Raw genomic sequence first — 17,592 nt, 5'->3', positions numbered from 1 at the left:
TGCAAGTGCCAATATGCCACTTAATCCTCACTTCAGGAGCACCTTTGCAAGCATTGCGGCAAATGGTTCGATGGCGTTGTATTCCTCCTCCACCGTGTTAGTCTGTGCGCCTATCTCTGCCAGCATGGCGTGCGGCATGAGATCCATGTTGTACCGGCTCGTACTTATGTATATCTTGCGCATCATGTCGCCGTAATTTGCCCTGCCCGCCAGATAGGTCTGAAGTGCAAATGCCATGTTGTCGACCTTGTTGTCATTGCTCCAATAGTCCACATCGTTGCCATCCTCGTCACGGCACATGCCATTTAACAGCATGATCTGTGCTGTGGGCTTTCCATCCACATCTGTAACCAGATGTGTGTCATCCGGCACACCATCCCTGTGGAGATCTATGATGACCTCTATCTCAGGATTGTCCTTAAGTATCTGTGACACACCTTCCCTCGAATAATCATAGGAAGCGTTCCTGTCAAGAACCCCTGTCATCATGTCATATGCCGTGGTGTCGTGGTACACCGGTATGCCATATGTATCCGTGAGTATCTCCGCCAGGCGGTTGCCAAGTCCTATCACCGTGTCGTCAACCTCGCCCGGTCTTGAGTCCGCAAATGCCTCAGAGCCGTGGGTGTGATATATCAGAACCTTGTATCCGCCCGTGTCCATATCCAGCGACAGATCTTTGCCGAGCAGATTTTCCGCATCCAGCTCGTCTTTTTTGACGCACTTAGGGTATGTGGCGTTATAACAATATGAAAGGAGTGTATCTGCGTCCATACCTATATAAGAGCTCGTTATATCCGCCATGGCCGACACTGTCCTGGCATCAGCGGATCTCTGCGCAGCTTCTGTGGTCTCAGTGCTGGCAGGCGCAGAAGTCTCTGAAGTCTCTGAAGTCTCCGCCTGCGATGATGCCTCGCCTTCGGAATCCGCATCCTCCGTCTGGTATGTCCTGCCCTCCTCGCACACCTCCCTGACCTGGGATTCCCAGTAATCCATGTAACAGTACACATCCGGCTCAGCCGCACCGGGGCTGTATATGCTCCCGCCTGCATCTCCTGAAGAGCTGCCATATATCCCACGGTACACCAGCTTCCACACATCATCAGCTATCCCTGTCCTTATCAATATCCCCGCGCACACCAGAATCACCCACGCAAGTATATACACAGTCTTCGTATGAAGCTTTCTGTCCGACATACATTTCCACCCCTTTGAATATGCTATGGTCTCTGTTCTCCATTATTCAAATATATGAGTGTACGTGCCAAATGATTCCCTGTATTTTTCTCTACATCGCTATGGCATTTATCGCCTCAGATATCGTAAAGCTGATGCGGCGCACTAGCTCGTCTATATTTTTCGGGGTCACGAACATATCCGCCATATCCTCATCCAGAAGATTGCACGCGATCTGGTATCTCTGCTTCTCCGTGAACTCCCTCATGATCCTGCGCCCATAGGTCTCGTTAAATGCGTCAGCCACCTCGTCCAGCGAATCGTCTATGATGGATGGAACGGAGATGACTGTCGGAACACCGACTGCGATCACGCGTCTGCCAAGGTTGTCTGAGCTCAGTGTCTTTCTGTTGTTGCCGACACCGGAGCCGGGGCTTATACCTGTATCCGTGAGCTGGATGGTGCATCCGAGTCTCTTGCTGCTTCTGGCCGCCAGGGCGTCTATTGCAACCACGATCTCCACGTCTATCTCATCGCATATTCCCCTGACTATATCCACAGTCTCTATTCCGGTCTGTGCCATGACTCCCGGACATATGGCACTCATGACCAGATCTGGCTTTCCCGGAGTGTCCAGGTGCCTTGTCACATACAGATTGTCTATGACCAGCGGGCCTATGGAATCCGGGGTGACCTGCCTGTTGCCAAGTCCGACCACCAGTATATTTCCCGCATGCCCCATGAGCTCCCTGAGTCTGCCCTCAAGCTCCGCCCTCAGAGGTTCATGTATGGACTCCTCATATTCCTTAAGCTTGGAACACTCTATCGTTATATATTGTCCCTTTGCCTTTCCCAGATTTTTCTCCCCTATCTCATCCAGCACCGTTATGGTGGTTGTCTTGATGCTCCTGTCCTCATTCACCACCGTCTTCACCTTGACCCCAGGCATATTTCTCCTGTCGGCTACATTTTCTCTGAGCTCTATCGCAAGATCCGTACGTATCTCCCTGTTCATATGCGTCCTCCTTACATAACCCATTACATGTATAATAAAATACCCCGGCGGATGCATTTTTATGTATCCGCCGGGGCATTCCACGGTAAATCTTACATTACCTTGCCAAGTATTCTGTTGATCACTTCAGGATATCCGCACACCCTGAGGACAGGTGGCTCCCACTCCAGGGATGCCGTCTGATAAAAGCATGTCGACACACCGACTTCTATTCCGCCCTCCATCTCTGATGATCTTACGATCCTTCCAAATTTCTTCTTGTCCTTAACAAGTCCCCAGGCGGCTTTGTTGATGGTAAATTCCACCACCGGGTAGCCTCCCACATATCCTGTCACCTTTGCGTCGTCCACATATGACAGCTCGTCCTTCCAGTATTCAACCGCTTCGTCTATTGATGCAAACATATATCTTCTCCTGTTTATTCTGCACTTTTTTATATTTATTATGCTTTTGAATCATACCGTTGTCAATTTACTCTTTCTGATTTTTTCGTTCACGTTTATTAATTTTTGTTTTGTTGCAATATTTTTTTCTTTATTATTATACTGTTATTTGATATACTAATTTGAAGTGTATATTAACGGCAGTAGTCTGCCCTTATTTAGAATTTACTTTTACAATTAAATAGCGGGGATCTATCCCCCAGGTTTTAAGGAGGTCTTTTTATGGATTTTACTAAGAAGGGAGCGGTGAAGGCTCAGAAGGAGCTGGTATCCAAGCTTCCAAGAAACCGGCGTAAGCTTAACATTTCTGTGTTTAAGATTATACTGGTGCTGGTGCTCGCCATTGTGATAGTCGGTGTCGGAGCCGGATTTGGAGCCCTCAAGGGTATTCTGGATGATACGCCGAACATCAACGCTGACGCTCTCATACCTAAGGGATACAAGACAACTCTTGTATACCAGAATGGAAAGGAGATCACGACACTTGCCAATTCCAACTCCAACCGAGAGTATGTGTATTACGACTCTATTCCTGAGGATCTTGTGAATGCATTTGTCGCTATAGAGGACAGACGTTTCTGGGAGCACAACGGAATCGATGTACAGGGTATCGCCAGAGCATTTATAAAGGGTCTCAAAAGCGGAGACTTCGATGAGGGTGCTTCCACTCTTACACAGCAGCTTATCAAGAACAACGTGTTCAACGTCGGACTGAATGAGTCAACCTTCCTTGATAAGCTTGAGCGTAAGGTTCAGGAGCAGTATCTGGCTGTGGATATGGAGAAGAAGATCGACAAGAAGTCGATAGTCGAGTATTATCTGAACACCATATATCTCGGAGAGGGCTGCTACGGTGTTGAGACTGCTGCCAAGACTTACTTCGGCAAGGAGCTCAGCCAGTTATCGGTATCTGAGTGTGCCGTGCTCGCAGCAATTCCGCAGAACCCTACCAAATACGATCCTCTCCTGTCGCCTGACGACAACAAGACCAGAAGGACCCAGGTTCTTAAATACATGCTGGATCTTGAGTATATAACACAGGCACAGTATGACGAGGCAATAAACGATAATGTTTACAAGCGTATCGCTTCCGTATCTAAGAAGGAAGAAAAGGAGCAGAAGACAGAGGTCAACTCATACTACACTGATGAGGTCATCAAGCAGCTTCAGAATGATCTGGTTGCCAAGGGCTACTCAGAGGATGAGGCTGAGACATTGATCTGGTCAGGCGGACTCAAGGTAATCGTGTGTCAGGATCCTGATATTCAGGAGATCGCTGATTCAGTTGTAAATGATGCATCCTATTGGCCTGAGCCTGTATATCAGCTCAACTACGCTCTCACCCTTGCGGATAAGGAGACAAAGGTTCAGACGAACTACAGCGTGGAGAATCTCGAGAGCTGGTTCACAGAGCAGGAGGGCTACGACTACAGCGCAAGATATTACAGCGAGGATGATGCCCGTGCTGCGGCTGACCAGTTCAAGGATGCAATGGTTGCCAAAACCGGCGACGAGGTCTTCATGGAGACATTCAAGCTGGTCATCCAGCCACAGGTATCATTCACTCTCATGGATCAGAACACCGGTCAGGTCAAGGCACTTGTCGGAGGCCGAGGAGAGAAAACTGAGAACAGATCATTCAACCGTGCAACTGAGGCGACCAGACAGCCTGGTTCCTGCTTCAAGATCGTTGCTGCATATCTCCCGGCACTGGAGGCATGTAATATGTCTCTGGCAACCGTATATGACGATGCACCATACAACTATGAGAATGGTAATCCTGTATACAACTGGTACGGCGGTTACTGGGGACTTAAGACTATCAGATACGCTATCATGGAATCTATGAATATCATAGCCGTAAAGTGTATCACAGATGTAACTCCACAGCTCGCATACGACTATCTGCTGAAGCTTGGATTTACAACTCTTGTTGAGAGAAAGACAGACAGCGACGGTCTCATCCTGTCAGATATCAACCAGTCACTTGCACTTGGTGGTCTGACAAATGGTATTACCAACCTGGAGATCACAGCTGCATATGCAACCATCGCCAACGGTGGTAATTATATAAAGCCTGTGTTCTACTCAGAGGTTTACGACCATGAAGGCAATCTTCTGATAGACAACAGGGAACCTGAGAAGACACGTGTCATATCAGAGCAGACAGCATGGCTTCTCACAAGTGCCATGCACGACGTTGTAACAGGAGGTACCGGTTCAGGTGCCAACTCTTACACAGGTATGTATACAGCAGGTAAGACAGGTACCACATCAGGAGACTTTGATAACTGGTTCTGTGGTTATAACCCATACTACACAGCTTCTATATGGCTTGGAAATGATGAGAACATCACATACAGCCCTGGTTCTATCAAGTGCTATATGTGGAGAGATATCATGGATCAGGTCATTGAGAAGAAGGGACTTGATACATCAGCTACATTTGAGATGCCGGACGGAATCGTACAGGCCACTGTATGTTCAGATACCGGACTTCTTCCATCGAACGGATGTCCAACAGTTACGGATTACTTCGATGCGACAAAGATACCTACAAAGTATTGTCCAGGTGTCAAGAAGGTAGTGGTATGTAACGAATCACACATGCTTGCCAACAAGGAATGTCCTGAGACAACAACCTTCATCTACAAGCTGAACGATGACGGTGAGTATGTCCTTGAGGGATACACCTGGGATGAATCGCTTCTGAAGGAGCATTGTAACATCCACGGCAAGAAGAAGGATACAAAGAAGACTACCAAAGCAACCACGACAACCGAAGATACATCGGAGGATACATCAGAAGATACAACAACCGAGGAGCCTACAACGACTGAGGAACCTACAACTGAGGAACCTACGTCAGAGGAGCCTACCTCTTCAACAGAGATAACCACAACCGAGGAACCAAGCTCGGATGATTCAACCGATACAACTCAATGACGGAAAGCCCCATCATACAATTCAATGTATGGTGGGGCTTTTTATATCTGCCTGTCTTCTATTTCTATTTTGTCATCTTCGGCTTGAATATCAACGATGCAAGATATCCAAATATCAGTGCAGCCGAACTTCCAACCGCCGCCATCTGGAAGCCTCCGCGGAACAGTCCGATAAATCCATCCTTATCAACCGCCTCAGTTATGCCCTTCCACAGATTATATCCAAATCCCGTGAGCGGCACCGACGCTCCGCACTGCGCGAAGTCCAGAAGCGGCTTATATATTCCAAGCGCTCCAAGTACAACACCTGTGCATACAAGTATGACCATTATTCTTCCCGGAAGGAGCTTTGTCTTGTCCATCAATATCTGGGCAAGAACACATATTATTCCGCCAACCACAAACGCTTTTACATAATCCATTTACATCTACTCTCCTTTCTTTTCGTGATGCTCTATCATGACCGCATGGGCTATCCCCGGTATGGTCTGCCCCTCGTTATAGCTCACGGTGGAAAGCAGTGCTCCAGTCGGAACAAACAACACTCTCTTCCACTCCCCGGAGCTCACCTTCTTCAATATATATCCGGCAAGAACAGTCGCCGAGCAGCCACAGCCCGATCCGCCCGAGTGGGTATCCTGTTCCTCGTTGTCAAATATCTCTATACCGCAGTCCATATGATTTGCCGATATATCCACATTGTTCATGCTCAGAAGATCCTCAAGTATGGTCTTGCCGACCTTGCCAAGATCACCAGTTATTATCCTGTCGTAGTATGTGGGCTTTATGCCAAAATCCTGAAGATTCTGATATATGACGGCAGCCGCCGCGGGTGCCATACACGCTCCCATGTTGAGCGAATCCTTCACTCCATAGTCCATGATCTGCCCTGTGGTTACTCCCTGGATACACACATCTGACTCTCTGTCTGACACCACAAAGGCACCACTTCCCGTGACCGTCCAGGTAGCCGACAGGGGACGCTGATTTCCATATTCCAAGGGAAAACGGAACTGCTTCTCCGCACTTCCATAGTGGCTTGACGCCTCCGCAATGACGTTGTCCGCATACCCCGCCGCCACAGTCATGGATGCAAGCGACAGTGCCTCCCCGCACGTCGAGCACGCACCGTACAGTCCAAACACCGGGATCTCCATATCCTTGATTCCAAATGTCGACGCTATGAGCTGTCCCAGCAGATCCCCGGCAAATATATACCTTATATCCTGCTTGTCTATCCCCGCCTTCTGTATGGCAAGGTTCACGGCCTGACGCACCATCTCACTCTCGCCTTCCTCCCAGGAATCTTTGCCGAATGTTGCATCCTCGCTCACCCTGTCAAAATATCTCGCCATCGGGCCGTCTATCTCCTTCGGCCCCGCCACCGCTGCTGCCCCCAGTATATATGGGGGATTGCCAAATTTTATGCTCTGTTTTCCTTTTTTCTCATTCATATCATGCAACTCCCTTATATGGATAAATGTAACTGTTACTATAATTCCCTTATGCACTGCAGATTATAATGGTAGTTTTTGTTAACCTCAGCACTGGACAAATTCATTTATTTGCTTTAACATTACTAAAGCTGCTTTACAAAGAAAAAGGAATGGAGAATCGCCGTGGAATTTACAAAGGAATACTGGGTAAACTGTTTTAGCAGATGTGTCAGATATGCTACGACTTTTTTCAAATGGATAGTTTTTTCACTGATAATGGGAACGATATGCGGGCTTGTCGGAACAGCTTTTCATATATGCGTAGAGTACGCCACCGGCTTCCGTGAGAACAATCATATGATAATATATTTTCTGCCGCTTGCGGGAATCGTGATCGTATTTATATACAGGATCTGTGGAATAAGACATTCCAAGGGAACCAATCTTGTCATCGGTTCCATAAGAAGTGTGGAGGACGAGATTCCTTCCCGTATGGCTCCGCTGATCTTCATATCGACGGTCATCACACATCTCTTCGGAGGTTCCTCAGGAAGGGAGGGTGCAGCCCTTCAGATAGGTGGAAGCATCGGTGTGTCCATAGGCAAGCTGTTCAAGCTGGATGACAGCGACAAGCACATACTCACACTTTGCGGCATGAGCGCTGTCTTCTCAGCACTGTTTGGAACCCCAATTACTGCCGCGCTGTTCAGTATGGAGGTCATAAGCATCGGTATCCTCTACTACTGCGCATTTGTGCCTTGTCTGTTCTCGTCAGTCATAGCATACGCCATAACACGAAAGCTTCACGTTGTACACGACCACTACAATATAGCCGGCATGCCGACATCCGTGGATGTGCCTTTGGTGATCAAGGTCATCGGTCTGGCTATCCTGTGCGCAGTGCTCAGCAGTCTGTTCTGTATATTCATGAACGTTGTGCACAAGCTTTTCCGCAAATATTTCAAGAACCAGTATGTGCGCGTATTCGCAGGAGGCGTGATGCTCGTCCTGCTCAACATAATACTCAACACCACCGACTACAACGGAACCGGTATGAACATCATCGCCCAGGCGCTCAACGGAGAAGCAAAACCAACGGCTTTCCTTCTCAAGGCGCTGTTCACCGCCATAACAATAGGCTGTGGATTCCGAGGCGGTGAGATCGTTCCATCGTTCTTCGTCGGTGCCACATTTGGATGCGCCATGGGTGGACTCATTGGACTCGACCCGGGCTTTGCCGCTGCCCTCGGAATGGTGTGCTTCTTCTGTGGCGTGGTAAACTGTCCTCTTACATCTCTGTTCCTGAGCATAGAGCTGTTCGGAGCGCACGGAATACTTCTGTTCACCATAGGATGTGCCGTCAGCTACATGCTGTCCGGCTATTACAGCCTGTACAACGAGCAGAAGATCATCTACTCCAAGCTCCGCCCTCACTATGTCAATCTCTACACCAACCAGGAGATAAAGACCAAGGAACCGGGATTCCTGGAAGGCCTTATAAGGATCAGGGAGGACGACTCAGACGACATTGAGGAGTAGCCGGCAACTACTCTTCCTGAGTATCTTACTCAGACTCAGTCGTCTTCTTATCTGTGTCTGAGCTGTCACTCTTATCTTTGTTCTGATCCTTATCTTTGTCTTTATCCTTGTCCTTTGGAAGCTTTCCTACCTTGTACACCTCGTCACGCTTAGAGTACACGCTTATCGCCTCAGGATTGTCCGATATGACATTTCCATCGCCGTCATACACTCTTCTGTAGGACTGCACTGTAAGGCCCTCTATTCCCACTGTGTCAAGCACCTGCTCATACTTGCCAAGACTCTTGTCCAGCTCATACTTGGTCTCATATGGCTCTGTCTCAACGGTCTCCGTGTAGAGCTCCACGCTGAACGGCTCCGTGATGGTGCCCCATATCGTACATGATGTGGAATATCCATCGTAGCTTGTGCTTATCTTTATCGGGTAATCCGTGTCATTTGTAAATACAAAGTCACATCCGCCCCACGCTACAGTGGCGTCAAGTCCCGCAGGAACATACGATGAAGGGTATGGATGACAATGTCTCTCATCTATCTCGAGATTCGCATACAGGCACGCCATGTACATGGTGGATGACACCTGACATATTCCACCGCCCATGTCCATGACTGACTGTCCGTCAGCATATGATGGGCCCGGAAGGAAGCCTCTCTCCTCGGTGAGCTCTCCGACTCCGAGGTTATATGAAAATGACTCTCCCGGCATGAGTATGGTTCCATCGCAATACTGCGCCGCCAGCTTGACATTTGTCTTTCTGTTCTCTGAACCCTCAACCTCTGTGCTGTATGAACTCATCTCGTCTCTGAACAGCAGCTTCCTGTATTCTTCCGTACTCATATCCGCCGGGGTGTATGTGAGCGGGATGCTCACATCCGTTCCCTTCTTGGCAGATTCAAGGCTCTTCTTTGCCGCCTCCAGATCAAAGTCCACACCGTCCTTGGCCTCAACTACCTCGTAGTTCTTGTCCGGGTCAAGCGTTGGATTCTGCGGCTCACAATGTACCTTTTTGTATACCTCGTCCAGATCCACGTCAGCAGACACGACAGGACATTCCACCACAGTGCCATAGTCTCCTTTTGCTATCTGCTTCTTTATGCGGGTTACCAGCTTGTCTGTGTCTATCCTGTAGCTGCCCTTTCCCTTTGTCACAATGAGGTTCTTGTCCTCTATCCTGTATCCATCCTCTATATCCAGATCAACCTTCATCATATCACTGCTCTCGATGGCGGTCGTTATGATGCCGCTGTCGCCTATATATGGATAAATATCATAGCTGCTTCCAAGTGTCCATGATTCCAGAAGCCCATAGCCTCTTCTCCAGAAGCTATGTGAGTCATCCTGTATCTTCTGCACAGACTTCTCAGAATCCATATCCAGCGCCGCCGACACATTCAGGGTGTAAGTCTTATCATCCAGCTTCACCTGTATGCCCACACTGCTGTAATCGCGTCTGAACTGGTCATTTATGCTCTTTGCCGCCTCCGCAGTTTTCATTCCGCCAACGTCTAATCCGTTTATGGTGGTCTTTTTGTACAGCTTTCTGTTACCCACACACGCACATATTAGCGCATAAAATATCACCATGAACACCGCCGTGAGTATCCAGCTTATCACTCTGTATCGCTGCTGTCTCTTCCTCCACTGCTCAGATGCACGCCGTCCTGAACGTCCTGAAGCTCTCTGCCTGTTCTGCGCAAGTCTCTTTTCAGTTGTATGTCCGTTTCTTCTTTCGTCTGCCATCTACATTCCCCTCATCCTGTAGAATAGATATTCCTTTGCAAGCTCCGAGTATAGCTGCTGTACAGTCCACTCCCTGTTGCTCCGTGTCACGACCGACTTCAGCCTTACTGCCGGAAGCCCGGTCTTCTTATACCTTTCAAGAAATATATCAAGTTCTTTGCTGCTCACTCCGTCAAATATGAGCATATCCATACTGAGATCTTCCGTCTGTCCGGTCTCATCTCCACAGCCAGATATGTCAGCCGTGTCGCACAGACTTCCGACCTTCATACCATAATGCTTTCTCTGAATGTCAACGCACTCCGCACCTATGTCACTGCATATATCCTGTACTGCACTCTTCTGCTCAGGTGCCAGATTGACTGTCATTAGCCTCTTCATGTCAGCATTTCTCCTGTCTTTCTTCTTTTGTCCAAATCTATACCCATTATGTTATTTTTTCAAATATTGTCAACCGATGTGGGGAAAATATGTTGATTTTTAATTTAATAAACCCCATTTCACCATATTGAGACTATCCAATATATAACACCGAGCAGCCAGCTTGTAAATATACCGTACAGTATAACAGGCCCCGCTATGGTGAACGCCTTCACGCCCTTTCCGAACACTTCACCCTCAGTCTGGAATTCCACTATGGGCGCACACACACCATTTGCAAATCCTGTGATCGGCACAAGTGCTCCGGCACCGCCGTACTTTGCTATCTTCTTGTAGAGATTCAGACTTGTGAGGATAACACTTGCGAGGACGAGTATCAGCGATACATACGCATACGCCTCGTCTTCCTTCACATCGAAGTGTACCAGCAGGTCAAATATCCCCTGCCCTATCGTACAGATCACGCCTCCCACAAGAAACGCCCACAGGCAGTTTCTCGGAACGCTTGATGTGGGTGTCACAAGCTCCACATATTCATTGTAATCGCTCTCTGTAGGTTCAAACTTCATAACAAATACCTCCATTCAACACAAAATAATTTTGACTTTATCACATGCCCAGAACTACACTCAACACCGAGCCTACCAGTTTTCCCGCAGCAAGGCCGTATATGACATAAGGGAGATTCCTTCTCACACTGAATCTTCTGGCCGCGATCGGTATGACATTCAACACCTCCGTAAGTGCCCCCGCCAGGCATCCCACAAATATCCCTCCGAACAGACATATGATGGTATATCCCACCCATGTCACCGGAACCGATATTTTGAATACATATATCAGATTTGCCAGTGCCGCACCATATGCCAGCAGACACTCTATGAGCAGATAATGCCTTGCCCCCTTTACATTCTCAAGGAGCTTGGGGAATATTCCTATCATGGATATAAATGCAAAATACCCGCCCGATATGGCCACACCGCTGGCAAAGCAGGCGATGGCAAGCATAGCGTATCTAATCAGCATCTCTCTCCGCCTTCTTTCTGGAGGCATCCGTTATGACTGTCTGGTTGACCTCCTGTTCATACTGTCTCATCTGAACCTGAAGCGGTGTAGGATCATCTGAGAATTTTTTCTTTGCACCGTGATTGAAAAATACGATTATACCGATGAAGAGCCCCAGGGAATATGCTATTCCCGCCACAGGATAGGCATCCCTGCCCTGCCCCACAAATATGTTGTGCATGACGTCAAGCTGTCCAACCATATTGACATCCGAGTTGTACGACATGATGGAAAAGCCTGCTCCGAAAAATGCGATGAAGCATATCATCAGAAATTTGAAGAACTGCTTTACTTTGTCGCTGGTGTCATATGTCCTGTAATACACGACAACGTCCGTCGCCCCTATGGTCTGTGTCTGGCAGTCCGGGTAGTGCTCCTGTATCACCTGCAGAATGTACATCACCGATATGACCTGCTGCTCCCTGCTGCCGGAAAAGCTCATGAGCTCCAGCTTCTCAACGCCGTATTTTATATCTGGATTCGGACTCAGCACCGTCGCCACATCCTTTATTTTGACCTTTCTCTTCTCCGCCAGGCAGCTCTCCGACAGTTTCAAATACAAAAGTTCAGCCATATACATGTCCCCTGTTCTTATATTCTAAGAATAGTCTGTCCATGTATATGGCTGATATTACTCCAATATTTTCCATCTGAGTCTTCCGAGTATCTTTTTCTCAAGCCGGCTCACCTGCACCTGGCTCATGCCAAGGATCTGCCCTGTCTGTCCCTGCGTCTTGTCCTGAAAATACCTCAACACCACAAGTTTTCTCTCATCCGGCGTGAGCGTGTCCAGAAGCTGCGATACACACAGCCTGTCCACGATGCGGTCTCCATCTTCCATGCCGCACATCTCCGCGTGAAGATCATCTATGCATGTCACATCCGATGCCGCGTCCATCGCCATCACAAGCTCTTCAGGAGTCGCTCCTATAGCCTCACATATCTCCTCCATTCCCGGCTCAGTCCCTCTGTTTTTTTCGACCTCGTGTCTGTATCTGTCTGCCCTGTAGTATATCGTTTTAAGATTTCTGCTGACCTTCACCATTCCGTCATCCCTGAGAAAGCGTCTAATCTCCCCCTGAATGAGTGGAACCGCATACGTGGACAGTTTTACCTCATAGTCCATATCAAACCTGTCTATGGCCTTTACAAGGCCTATAAGCCCTATCTGTATAAGATCCTCAAGTTCCTGTCCTCTCCCCACATATCTTCTGGCAACGCTGACCACCAGTCCCATATTGTCCGTCACAAGTTTATCTCTGGCATCTCTGTCTCCATCTTTTGCAAGTTCAAGCAAACGATGATTATCCGCCATCAATATATCTCCTGACTTTTTCCTATTATCTTCTTCATATTTACCACGGTTCCCTCACCCACGCGGGATTCTACCTTTAGCTCATCCATGAAAGCCTCCATAAATGAAAATCCCATGCCCGATCTGCTTCCGTCCGTGACAGTGGTGTAAAGCGGCTCCATTGCCCTGTCGACATTCTCTATGCCGCAGCCGTGATCTGTGATCGTTATGTACAGGGTGCGCTCCTCTATGTATGCCTCCAGGATTATGCTTCCCTCACCGGATCCATATCCGTGTATTATCGAATTCGTGACAGCCTCCGACACCGCCGTCTTGACATCCTCCACCTCACTGAGTGTAGGATTTGTCCTCGTCAGCATAGCCGCCACCACGACTCTCGCCACAGCCTCATTCCGGGCATCACAGCCAAATTCCATGATCAATCTGTTCTTATCCATACCATTCTCCTCGTTATCTATATTTTATCTGTCCAATCCTCAGCCTCATCCCGGACACCGCTGTCCAGCCTTGTCGCGATCCTGTATATACCGGACATGAGCAGTATCCTGTCCATTCTCGCATTTACATTTATCACCCCAACGCTTCCCCCTCTGTCGTGGAGCTGTCTGTACCTTCTCGTTATGAGTCCTATCCCCGAGCTGTCCATGAACGTTGTCCTGCCAAAATCAAATATGGCATGTCTCACCACCTCCTCGGCAAATACTCCGTCTATCCCTGCGGTCATCTTCACCGCCGCATAATCATCCACCTCTCTGGGCATATATACGATTATAGTATCCCCCATTTTCTCGTAGATATTCATCTTCAATCCCCCTGTCACAAAATAAAAGGCACAAAAGAAACGATTAATCCTTATCCGTCTCTTTTGTGCCTTCTATAAATTATAATCTTTTTATATGTCTTTCGTTACTGTCCGTCAGTTGTATCTGTTCCATCGCCTGTATACGAACTGTCGGTCGTGTCTGTTCCGTCACCTGTATACGTATTGTCGATGGTGCCTGTTCCATCATCCGTATACGTGTTGTCGGTCGTATCCGTTCCATCACCTGTATACGAGCTGTCGGTTGTATCTGTTCCGTCACCTGTGTCCGTGCTGTCGGTTGTACCTGTTTCGTCACTTGTGCTTGATCTGTCGGTTGTATCTGTTCCGTCGCCCGTGTTCGTGCTGGCTGTACTTGCAGAATTCTTCTTTTCAAGTCCCGCCTGTATGGCATCTTCATCCGCATAATCACACGCAACCGTGTAGTATACGGAGTTCGGACAGTTCTCAACAAGCTGGTTAAATACCAGTGTGGCATTGTTATCATCAGAAAGCTTCAGATAACACATCGCCTTGTAGAACAGTGCCACATCGCTGTTAGGTGTATCCTGAAGAACTCTGTTCAGATCATCTATGGCAGCCTCATATGTCATGGCCTCGTACTTATAGATTGCTGACTGTACCCTTGCCTTATTGTCATCCGACAGAACCTGTGAAGCGTAATCGCCATACTTATCTATCTGTGTCTGAAGGTTCTTCGCCTCAGTCTCAGCATTTGTGAGCTTGGTGGTCATGCTGTCCACCTGTGACTGGAGCTCCGATATGGCCACATTCTTATCCGCTATCTCCTGACTGAATGTAACCTTCAGGTCTCTCTCTGAATTGTCAGCCACCTTATCCCTGTGCGGGATGATGAGCGTCCACATAGCCGCAAGTCCCAGAACAACTCCCGCTATGATATAAGCGATGGAATATTTGTAGAAATTGATGTCCTTGTATCTTCCAACCGGAATCGGATCCCCATCAAAATCCACCTCGCTGTTGCCGGCTATGAGCTTCTTCTGGTCATCCACGAACAGAGAATCCACATCGTAGTCCTCCTGCGGATAATCCCTGAAGTTCATGATCTCCTCATCAGTGTGGCCCATCTCATTGAAATATCTAACCGCCACTGGATTTGTCCTGTCTATCTTGATGACACGCTTGAGTGCCTTGCGAGCCTTGTCATATCTTCCCTCGTCGATGAACAGAAGTGCAAGGAGCAGGTATCCCTGTATAAATCTGCTGTTGTCGGAAAGTACCTTTCTGAGCTGTATAAAGGCAAGATCCTTGCTGCCCTGCTTCGCATATACCAGCGCCTGATTATACTTTCTGGTTACATTGTTCACCGCCTCCAGCCTGTGTGGGTTGGATTTTATCTCCTTGATGTATCTCTTGGCGACATTCTTGCCGTCAAAATAATTCACACTCACTACCCAGTGGCTGAGCGCCTGAACTATCTCTCCGGTCTCATAGTACACCAGTCCAAGAAGGTTCCGGGCATCTATATTCATCTTGTCATACTTCAGAGACAGCTTGAGCGCCTCCTCCGCACCTGACATATCCCTGACCCTCGCCTTATCAAGCCCTATGTTGTAATAGTACTTTGACGAGTTGAGAGCCTTGTTCACGTAATCTATCTTCAGTCCGCACCTGGTACAGTAGCCTGTGACGGCTATCGCTCCACCGCAGTGCTTACAATTCAGTACATCTGCCATATCTTAATCTCCCGACCAATCTGTGTTCTTTACTTCTCTGCTTCCTTTGCAACCCTCATCATCTCCTGCATGACATCCATGATGTCCTTGAGATCATTGTTGTATATTGCATCCTCTGCCTGGTCAAGTTCAAGTGCCGGCTTAAACCTCTTTATCTCTTCATCAAAATTGATCATGTCTGTTCCTCCATCTCTTGACACCGCCCACCAGATACAGGGAACCAACGCAGTATATGTTGGTATTCTCTCTGTCTCCTCTGAGCTCCACTGCCATATCCATGGCATCGTCAATCTCATCGCTGACCATGACCGGAGTATCCGTACACGCCGAGAATATCTCCGCCAGCTTTGCGGAATCCGCCTTTCTGCTGCTGTCAACGCTTGTGACTATTATCCTGCCAAACGTAATATTTCCGGCAAGCAAATGTATCATGGAGTCATACTCCTTATCCTTCACCGCCGCAAATACCAGTATCTTGTCATATTCCCCATGAAGCCTGTTCATGGTCTCTATATATGCATTTACAGCCTCCACATTGTGGGCACCATCCACATATATATGGGGAGCTATCTCCTCCATCCTGCCCTCCCAGTAGAACTGCAGGAGTGCATTCCTCACGGTCTTCTCTATATCCTGTTCCGGTACATTCCGCCTCTCCATGAGCATCCTGAATGCTGTCACGGCAAGGCTGACATTCTCCACCTGGTACAGTGATGTCTTCTGTATCTGTAAATTGCAATAACTATAATACCGATTATGCAATGAAAAATCAATGGTTTTGTTCCCCAAATGATTTATTATATAATCTGATTTTTCGACCGGAATTATGTCCGCTCCACGCTCTTTGGCAGTATCTTCTATGACCCGCGCAGCCGCCTCATCCCGCCTGAAATATATCACCGGAACACCCGGCTTGATGATGCCTGCCTTCTCATAAGCTATCTTCTCTATCGTGTCGCCAAGATACTCCATGTGATCCATTCCCACCGACGTGATGATCGTAAGCTCCGGCGTCAGGACATTTGTCGCATCCAGTCTTCCGCCCATTCCTGTCTCGTATACGGCAAAGTCACACTTCTGCTGTCTGAAATACACCGCCGCCATGGCAAACATGACCTCGAAGAACGAAGGGTGCTCCATGAACTGCCCCTTTACGGTCTCAAATGCCGACACAAAATCGTCATCGGATATATTTGTACCATTTATCTGTATTCTCTCGTTTATGGACACGAGATGGGGTGATATGAACAATCCCACTCTGTATCCCCGGGCTGCAAGCATCTGCGCCAGAGCGCGGCATGTGCTGCCCTTGCCGTTGGTTCCCGCCACATGTATCGCAGGAACAGCCTTCTCAGGGTTCCCCAAACGGCACAAAAGACTGGAAAGGTTCTCCTTGCCAATCTTCTGTGCAAAAAGCGGAATACCCAATATATAATCCACGGTCTCTCTGTAATCCGCCATTATGATTCTCCTATCCGTCCGTGCGTGCTGCTCAGACCCAATTATCTATTGTCAACTTTCTCAGGGTAGAGGTCGTGGTTTGCCAGACGGTTCCAGGCAACCTCCTCCCACTTTGTTCCCGGTCTGCCGTAATTGCAGTACGGGTCTATGGAGATTCCCCCCCTCGGTGTGAACTTGCCCCACACCTCGATGTACTTTGGATCCATCAGTTTTATGAGGTCCTTCATGATAATGTTCATGCAGTCCTCATGGAAGTCTCCGTGATTTCTGAAGCTGAACAGATACAGTTTCAGCGACTTGCTTTCCACCATCTTCTCGCCCGGCACATATGATATGTACACCGTTGCGAAGTCAGGCTGTCCGGTGATCGGACAGAGGCTTGTGAACTCAGGACAGTTGAACTTTACAAAGTAGTCGTTGTCCGGATGCTTGTTGTCAAATGTCTGGAGCATCTCAGGTGCATAGTCCATGCTGTACTTTACGTCTTTATTTCCAAGGAGGGTCACACCCTCCATCTCTTCTTTACTTCTTCCCATTATGGTCTCCTATATTACTTTT

Annotated in this window: 19 protein-coding genes; 2 read left to right on the top strand and 17 right to left on the bottom strand. The window is 48.1% G+C overall.

Annotated features, from left to right (window positions below):
* Positions 1-27: 27 nt before the first annotated feature.
* The 3 genes from DWX57_RS01285 to DWX57_RS01275 form a co-directional block, all read right to left on the bottom strand.
* On the bottom strand, positions 28-1,197 hold the full coding sequence (locus DWX57_RS01285) for a stage II sporulation protein P (protein WP_120122904.1): 1,170 nt from the start codon (positions 1,195-1,197) through the stop codon (positions 28-30).
* 91 nt (positions 1,198-1,288) lie between these two features.
* Positions 1,289-2,191, bottom strand: coding sequence for a GPR endopeptidase (gpr, locus tag DWX57_RS01280; protein WP_015533141.1), 903 nt, complete (start codon positions 2,189-2,191; stop codon positions 1,289-1,291).
* 92 nt (positions 2,192-2,283) lie between these two features.
* Entirely contained in the window at positions 2,284-2,595 is a 312-nt protein-coding gene (locus DWX57_RS01275; RefSeq protein ID WP_015533142.1) for a hypothetical protein, read from the bottom strand.
* A 261-nt stretch (positions 2,596-2,856) separates the two neighbouring features.
* Here DWX57_RS01275 and DWX57_RS01270 point away from each other — a divergent pair, with 261 nt between their 5' ends.
* The gene (locus DWX57_RS01270; protein ID WP_120122903.1) at positions 2,857-5,580 is read left to right on the top strand and encodes a transglycosylase domain-containing protein; all 2,724 of its coding nucleotides are present in this window, start codon (positions 2,857-2,859) and stop codon (positions 5,578-5,580) included.
* Positions 5,581-5,644: 64 nt separating this feature from the next.
* Here the strand turns inward: DWX57_RS01270 and spoVAE are convergent, their stop codons facing one another.
* Together spoVAE and spoVAD are read right to left on the bottom strand one after the other, a co-directional pair.
* Positions 5,645-6,001 carry a stage V sporulation protein AE gene (spoVAE, locus tag DWX57_RS01265; RefSeq protein WP_118016689.1) on the bottom strand — a complete coding sequence of 119 codons (357 nt, stop codon included), beginning with the start codon at positions 5,999-6,001 and terminating at the stop codon, positions 5,645-5,647.
* Positions 6,002-6,007: 6 nt separating this feature from the next.
* The gene (spoVAD, locus tag DWX57_RS01260) at positions 6,008-7,033 is read right to left on the bottom strand and encodes a stage V sporulation protein AD (protein WP_120122902.1); all 1,026 of its coding nucleotides are present in this window, start codon (positions 7,031-7,033) and stop codon (positions 6,008-6,010) included.
* A gap of 165 nt (positions 7,034-7,198) precedes the next feature.
* On the opposite strand from spoVAD, the gene DWX57_RS01255 reads away from it, so the two are divergent.
* Positions 7,199-8,554, top strand: a complete 1,356-nt coding sequence (locus DWX57_RS01255; RefSeq protein ID WP_330514270.1) for a chloride channel protein — start codon at positions 7,199-7,201, stop codon at positions 8,552-8,554.
* A 25-nt stretch (positions 8,555-8,579) separates the two neighbouring features.
* On the opposite strand, the gene DWX57_RS01250 is transcribed toward DWX57_RS01255, so the two are convergent.
* The 12 genes from DWX57_RS01250 to queF all read right to left on the bottom strand — a co-directional run bounded on the left by DWX57_RS01250 (position 8,580) and on the right by queF (position 17,570).
* Positions 8,580-10,295: a VanW family protein gene (locus tag DWX57_RS01250; protein ID WP_120122901.1), complete on the bottom strand. Its 1,716-nt coding sequence runs from the start codon at positions 10,293-10,295 to the stop codon at positions 8,580-8,582.
* Positions 10,296-10,676: a DUF3783 domain-containing protein gene (locus DWX57_RS01245; RefSeq protein WP_015533147.1), complete on the bottom strand. Its 381-nt coding sequence runs from the start codon at positions 10,674-10,676 to the stop codon at positions 10,296-10,298.
* 119 nt (positions 10,677-10,795) lie between these two features.
* Positions 10,796-11,245 (bottom strand): SpoVA/SpoVAEb family sporulation membrane protein, encoded by a 450-nt coding sequence (locus tag DWX57_RS01240; protein ID WP_117548724.1) that lies wholly within the window; start codon positions 11,243-11,245, stop codon positions 10,796-10,798.
* Positions 11,246-11,285: 40 nt separating this feature from the next.
* Entirely contained in the window at positions 11,286-11,702 is a 417-nt protein-coding gene (locus tag DWX57_RS01235; RefSeq protein WP_119999057.1) for a stage V sporulation protein AB, read from the bottom strand.
* Positions 11,692-12,315 (bottom strand): stage V sporulation protein AA, encoded by a 624-nt coding sequence (locus DWX57_RS01230; RefSeq protein WP_118649249.1) that lies wholly within the window; start codon positions 12,313-12,315, stop codon positions 11,692-11,694. The genes DWX57_RS01235 and DWX57_RS01230 overlap by 11 nt, the downstream gene beginning before the upstream one ends.
* Before the next feature lie 57 nt (positions 12,316-12,372).
* On the bottom strand, positions 12,373-13,056 hold the full coding sequence (locus DWX57_RS01225) for a sigma-70 family RNA polymerase sigma factor (protein WP_117548722.1): 684 nt from the start codon (positions 13,054-13,056) through the stop codon (positions 12,373-12,375).
* On the bottom strand, positions 13,056-13,493 hold the full coding sequence (spoIIAB, locus tag DWX57_RS01220; protein WP_015533153.1) for an anti-sigma F factor: 438 nt from the start codon (positions 13,491-13,493) through the stop codon (positions 13,056-13,058). Before spoIIAB ends, DWX57_RS01225 begins: the two co-directional genes overlap by 1 nt.
* Before the next feature lie 17 nt (positions 13,494-13,510).
* Positions 13,511-13,858, bottom strand: a complete 348-nt coding sequence (locus tag DWX57_RS01215) for an anti-sigma factor antagonist (protein WP_015533154.1) — start codon at positions 13,856-13,858, stop codon at positions 13,511-13,513.
* A gap of 104 nt (positions 13,859-13,962) precedes the next feature.
* Positions 13,963-15,573 carry a tetratricopeptide repeat protein gene (locus DWX57_RS01210; RefSeq protein ID WP_120122900.1) on the bottom strand — a complete coding sequence of 537 codons (1,611 nt, stop codon included), beginning with the start codon at positions 15,571-15,573 and terminating at the stop codon, positions 13,963-13,965.
* Positions 15,574-15,602: 29 nt separating this feature from the next.
* Complete coding sequence (locus tag DWX57_RS14005; RefSeq protein WP_015533156.1) at positions 15,603-15,749, bottom strand: hypothetical protein; 147 nt, start codon at positions 15,747-15,749, stop codon at positions 15,603-15,605.
* Positions 15,736-17,034, bottom strand: coding sequence for a bifunctional folylpolyglutamate synthase/dihydrofolate synthase (locus DWX57_RS01205; RefSeq protein WP_015533157.1), 1,299 nt, complete (start codon positions 17,032-17,034; stop codon positions 15,736-15,738). Before DWX57_RS01205 ends, DWX57_RS14005 begins: the two co-directional genes overlap by 14 nt.
* 41 nt (positions 17,035-17,075) lie before the next feature.
* Entirely contained in the window at positions 17,076-17,570 is a 495-nt protein-coding gene (gene queF, locus DWX57_RS01200) for a preQ(1) synthase (protein WP_015533158.1), read from the bottom strand.
* Positions 17,571-17,592: the final 22 nt, after the last annotated feature.

This window comes from Coprococcus sp. AF19-8AC (genome assembly GCF_003603115.1).
Classification (GTDB): domain Bacteria; phylum Bacillota; class Clostridia; order Lachnospirales; family Lachnospiraceae; genus Coprococcus; species Coprococcus aceti.
This window is presented reverse-complemented; position numbering and strand designations above follow the sequence as displayed.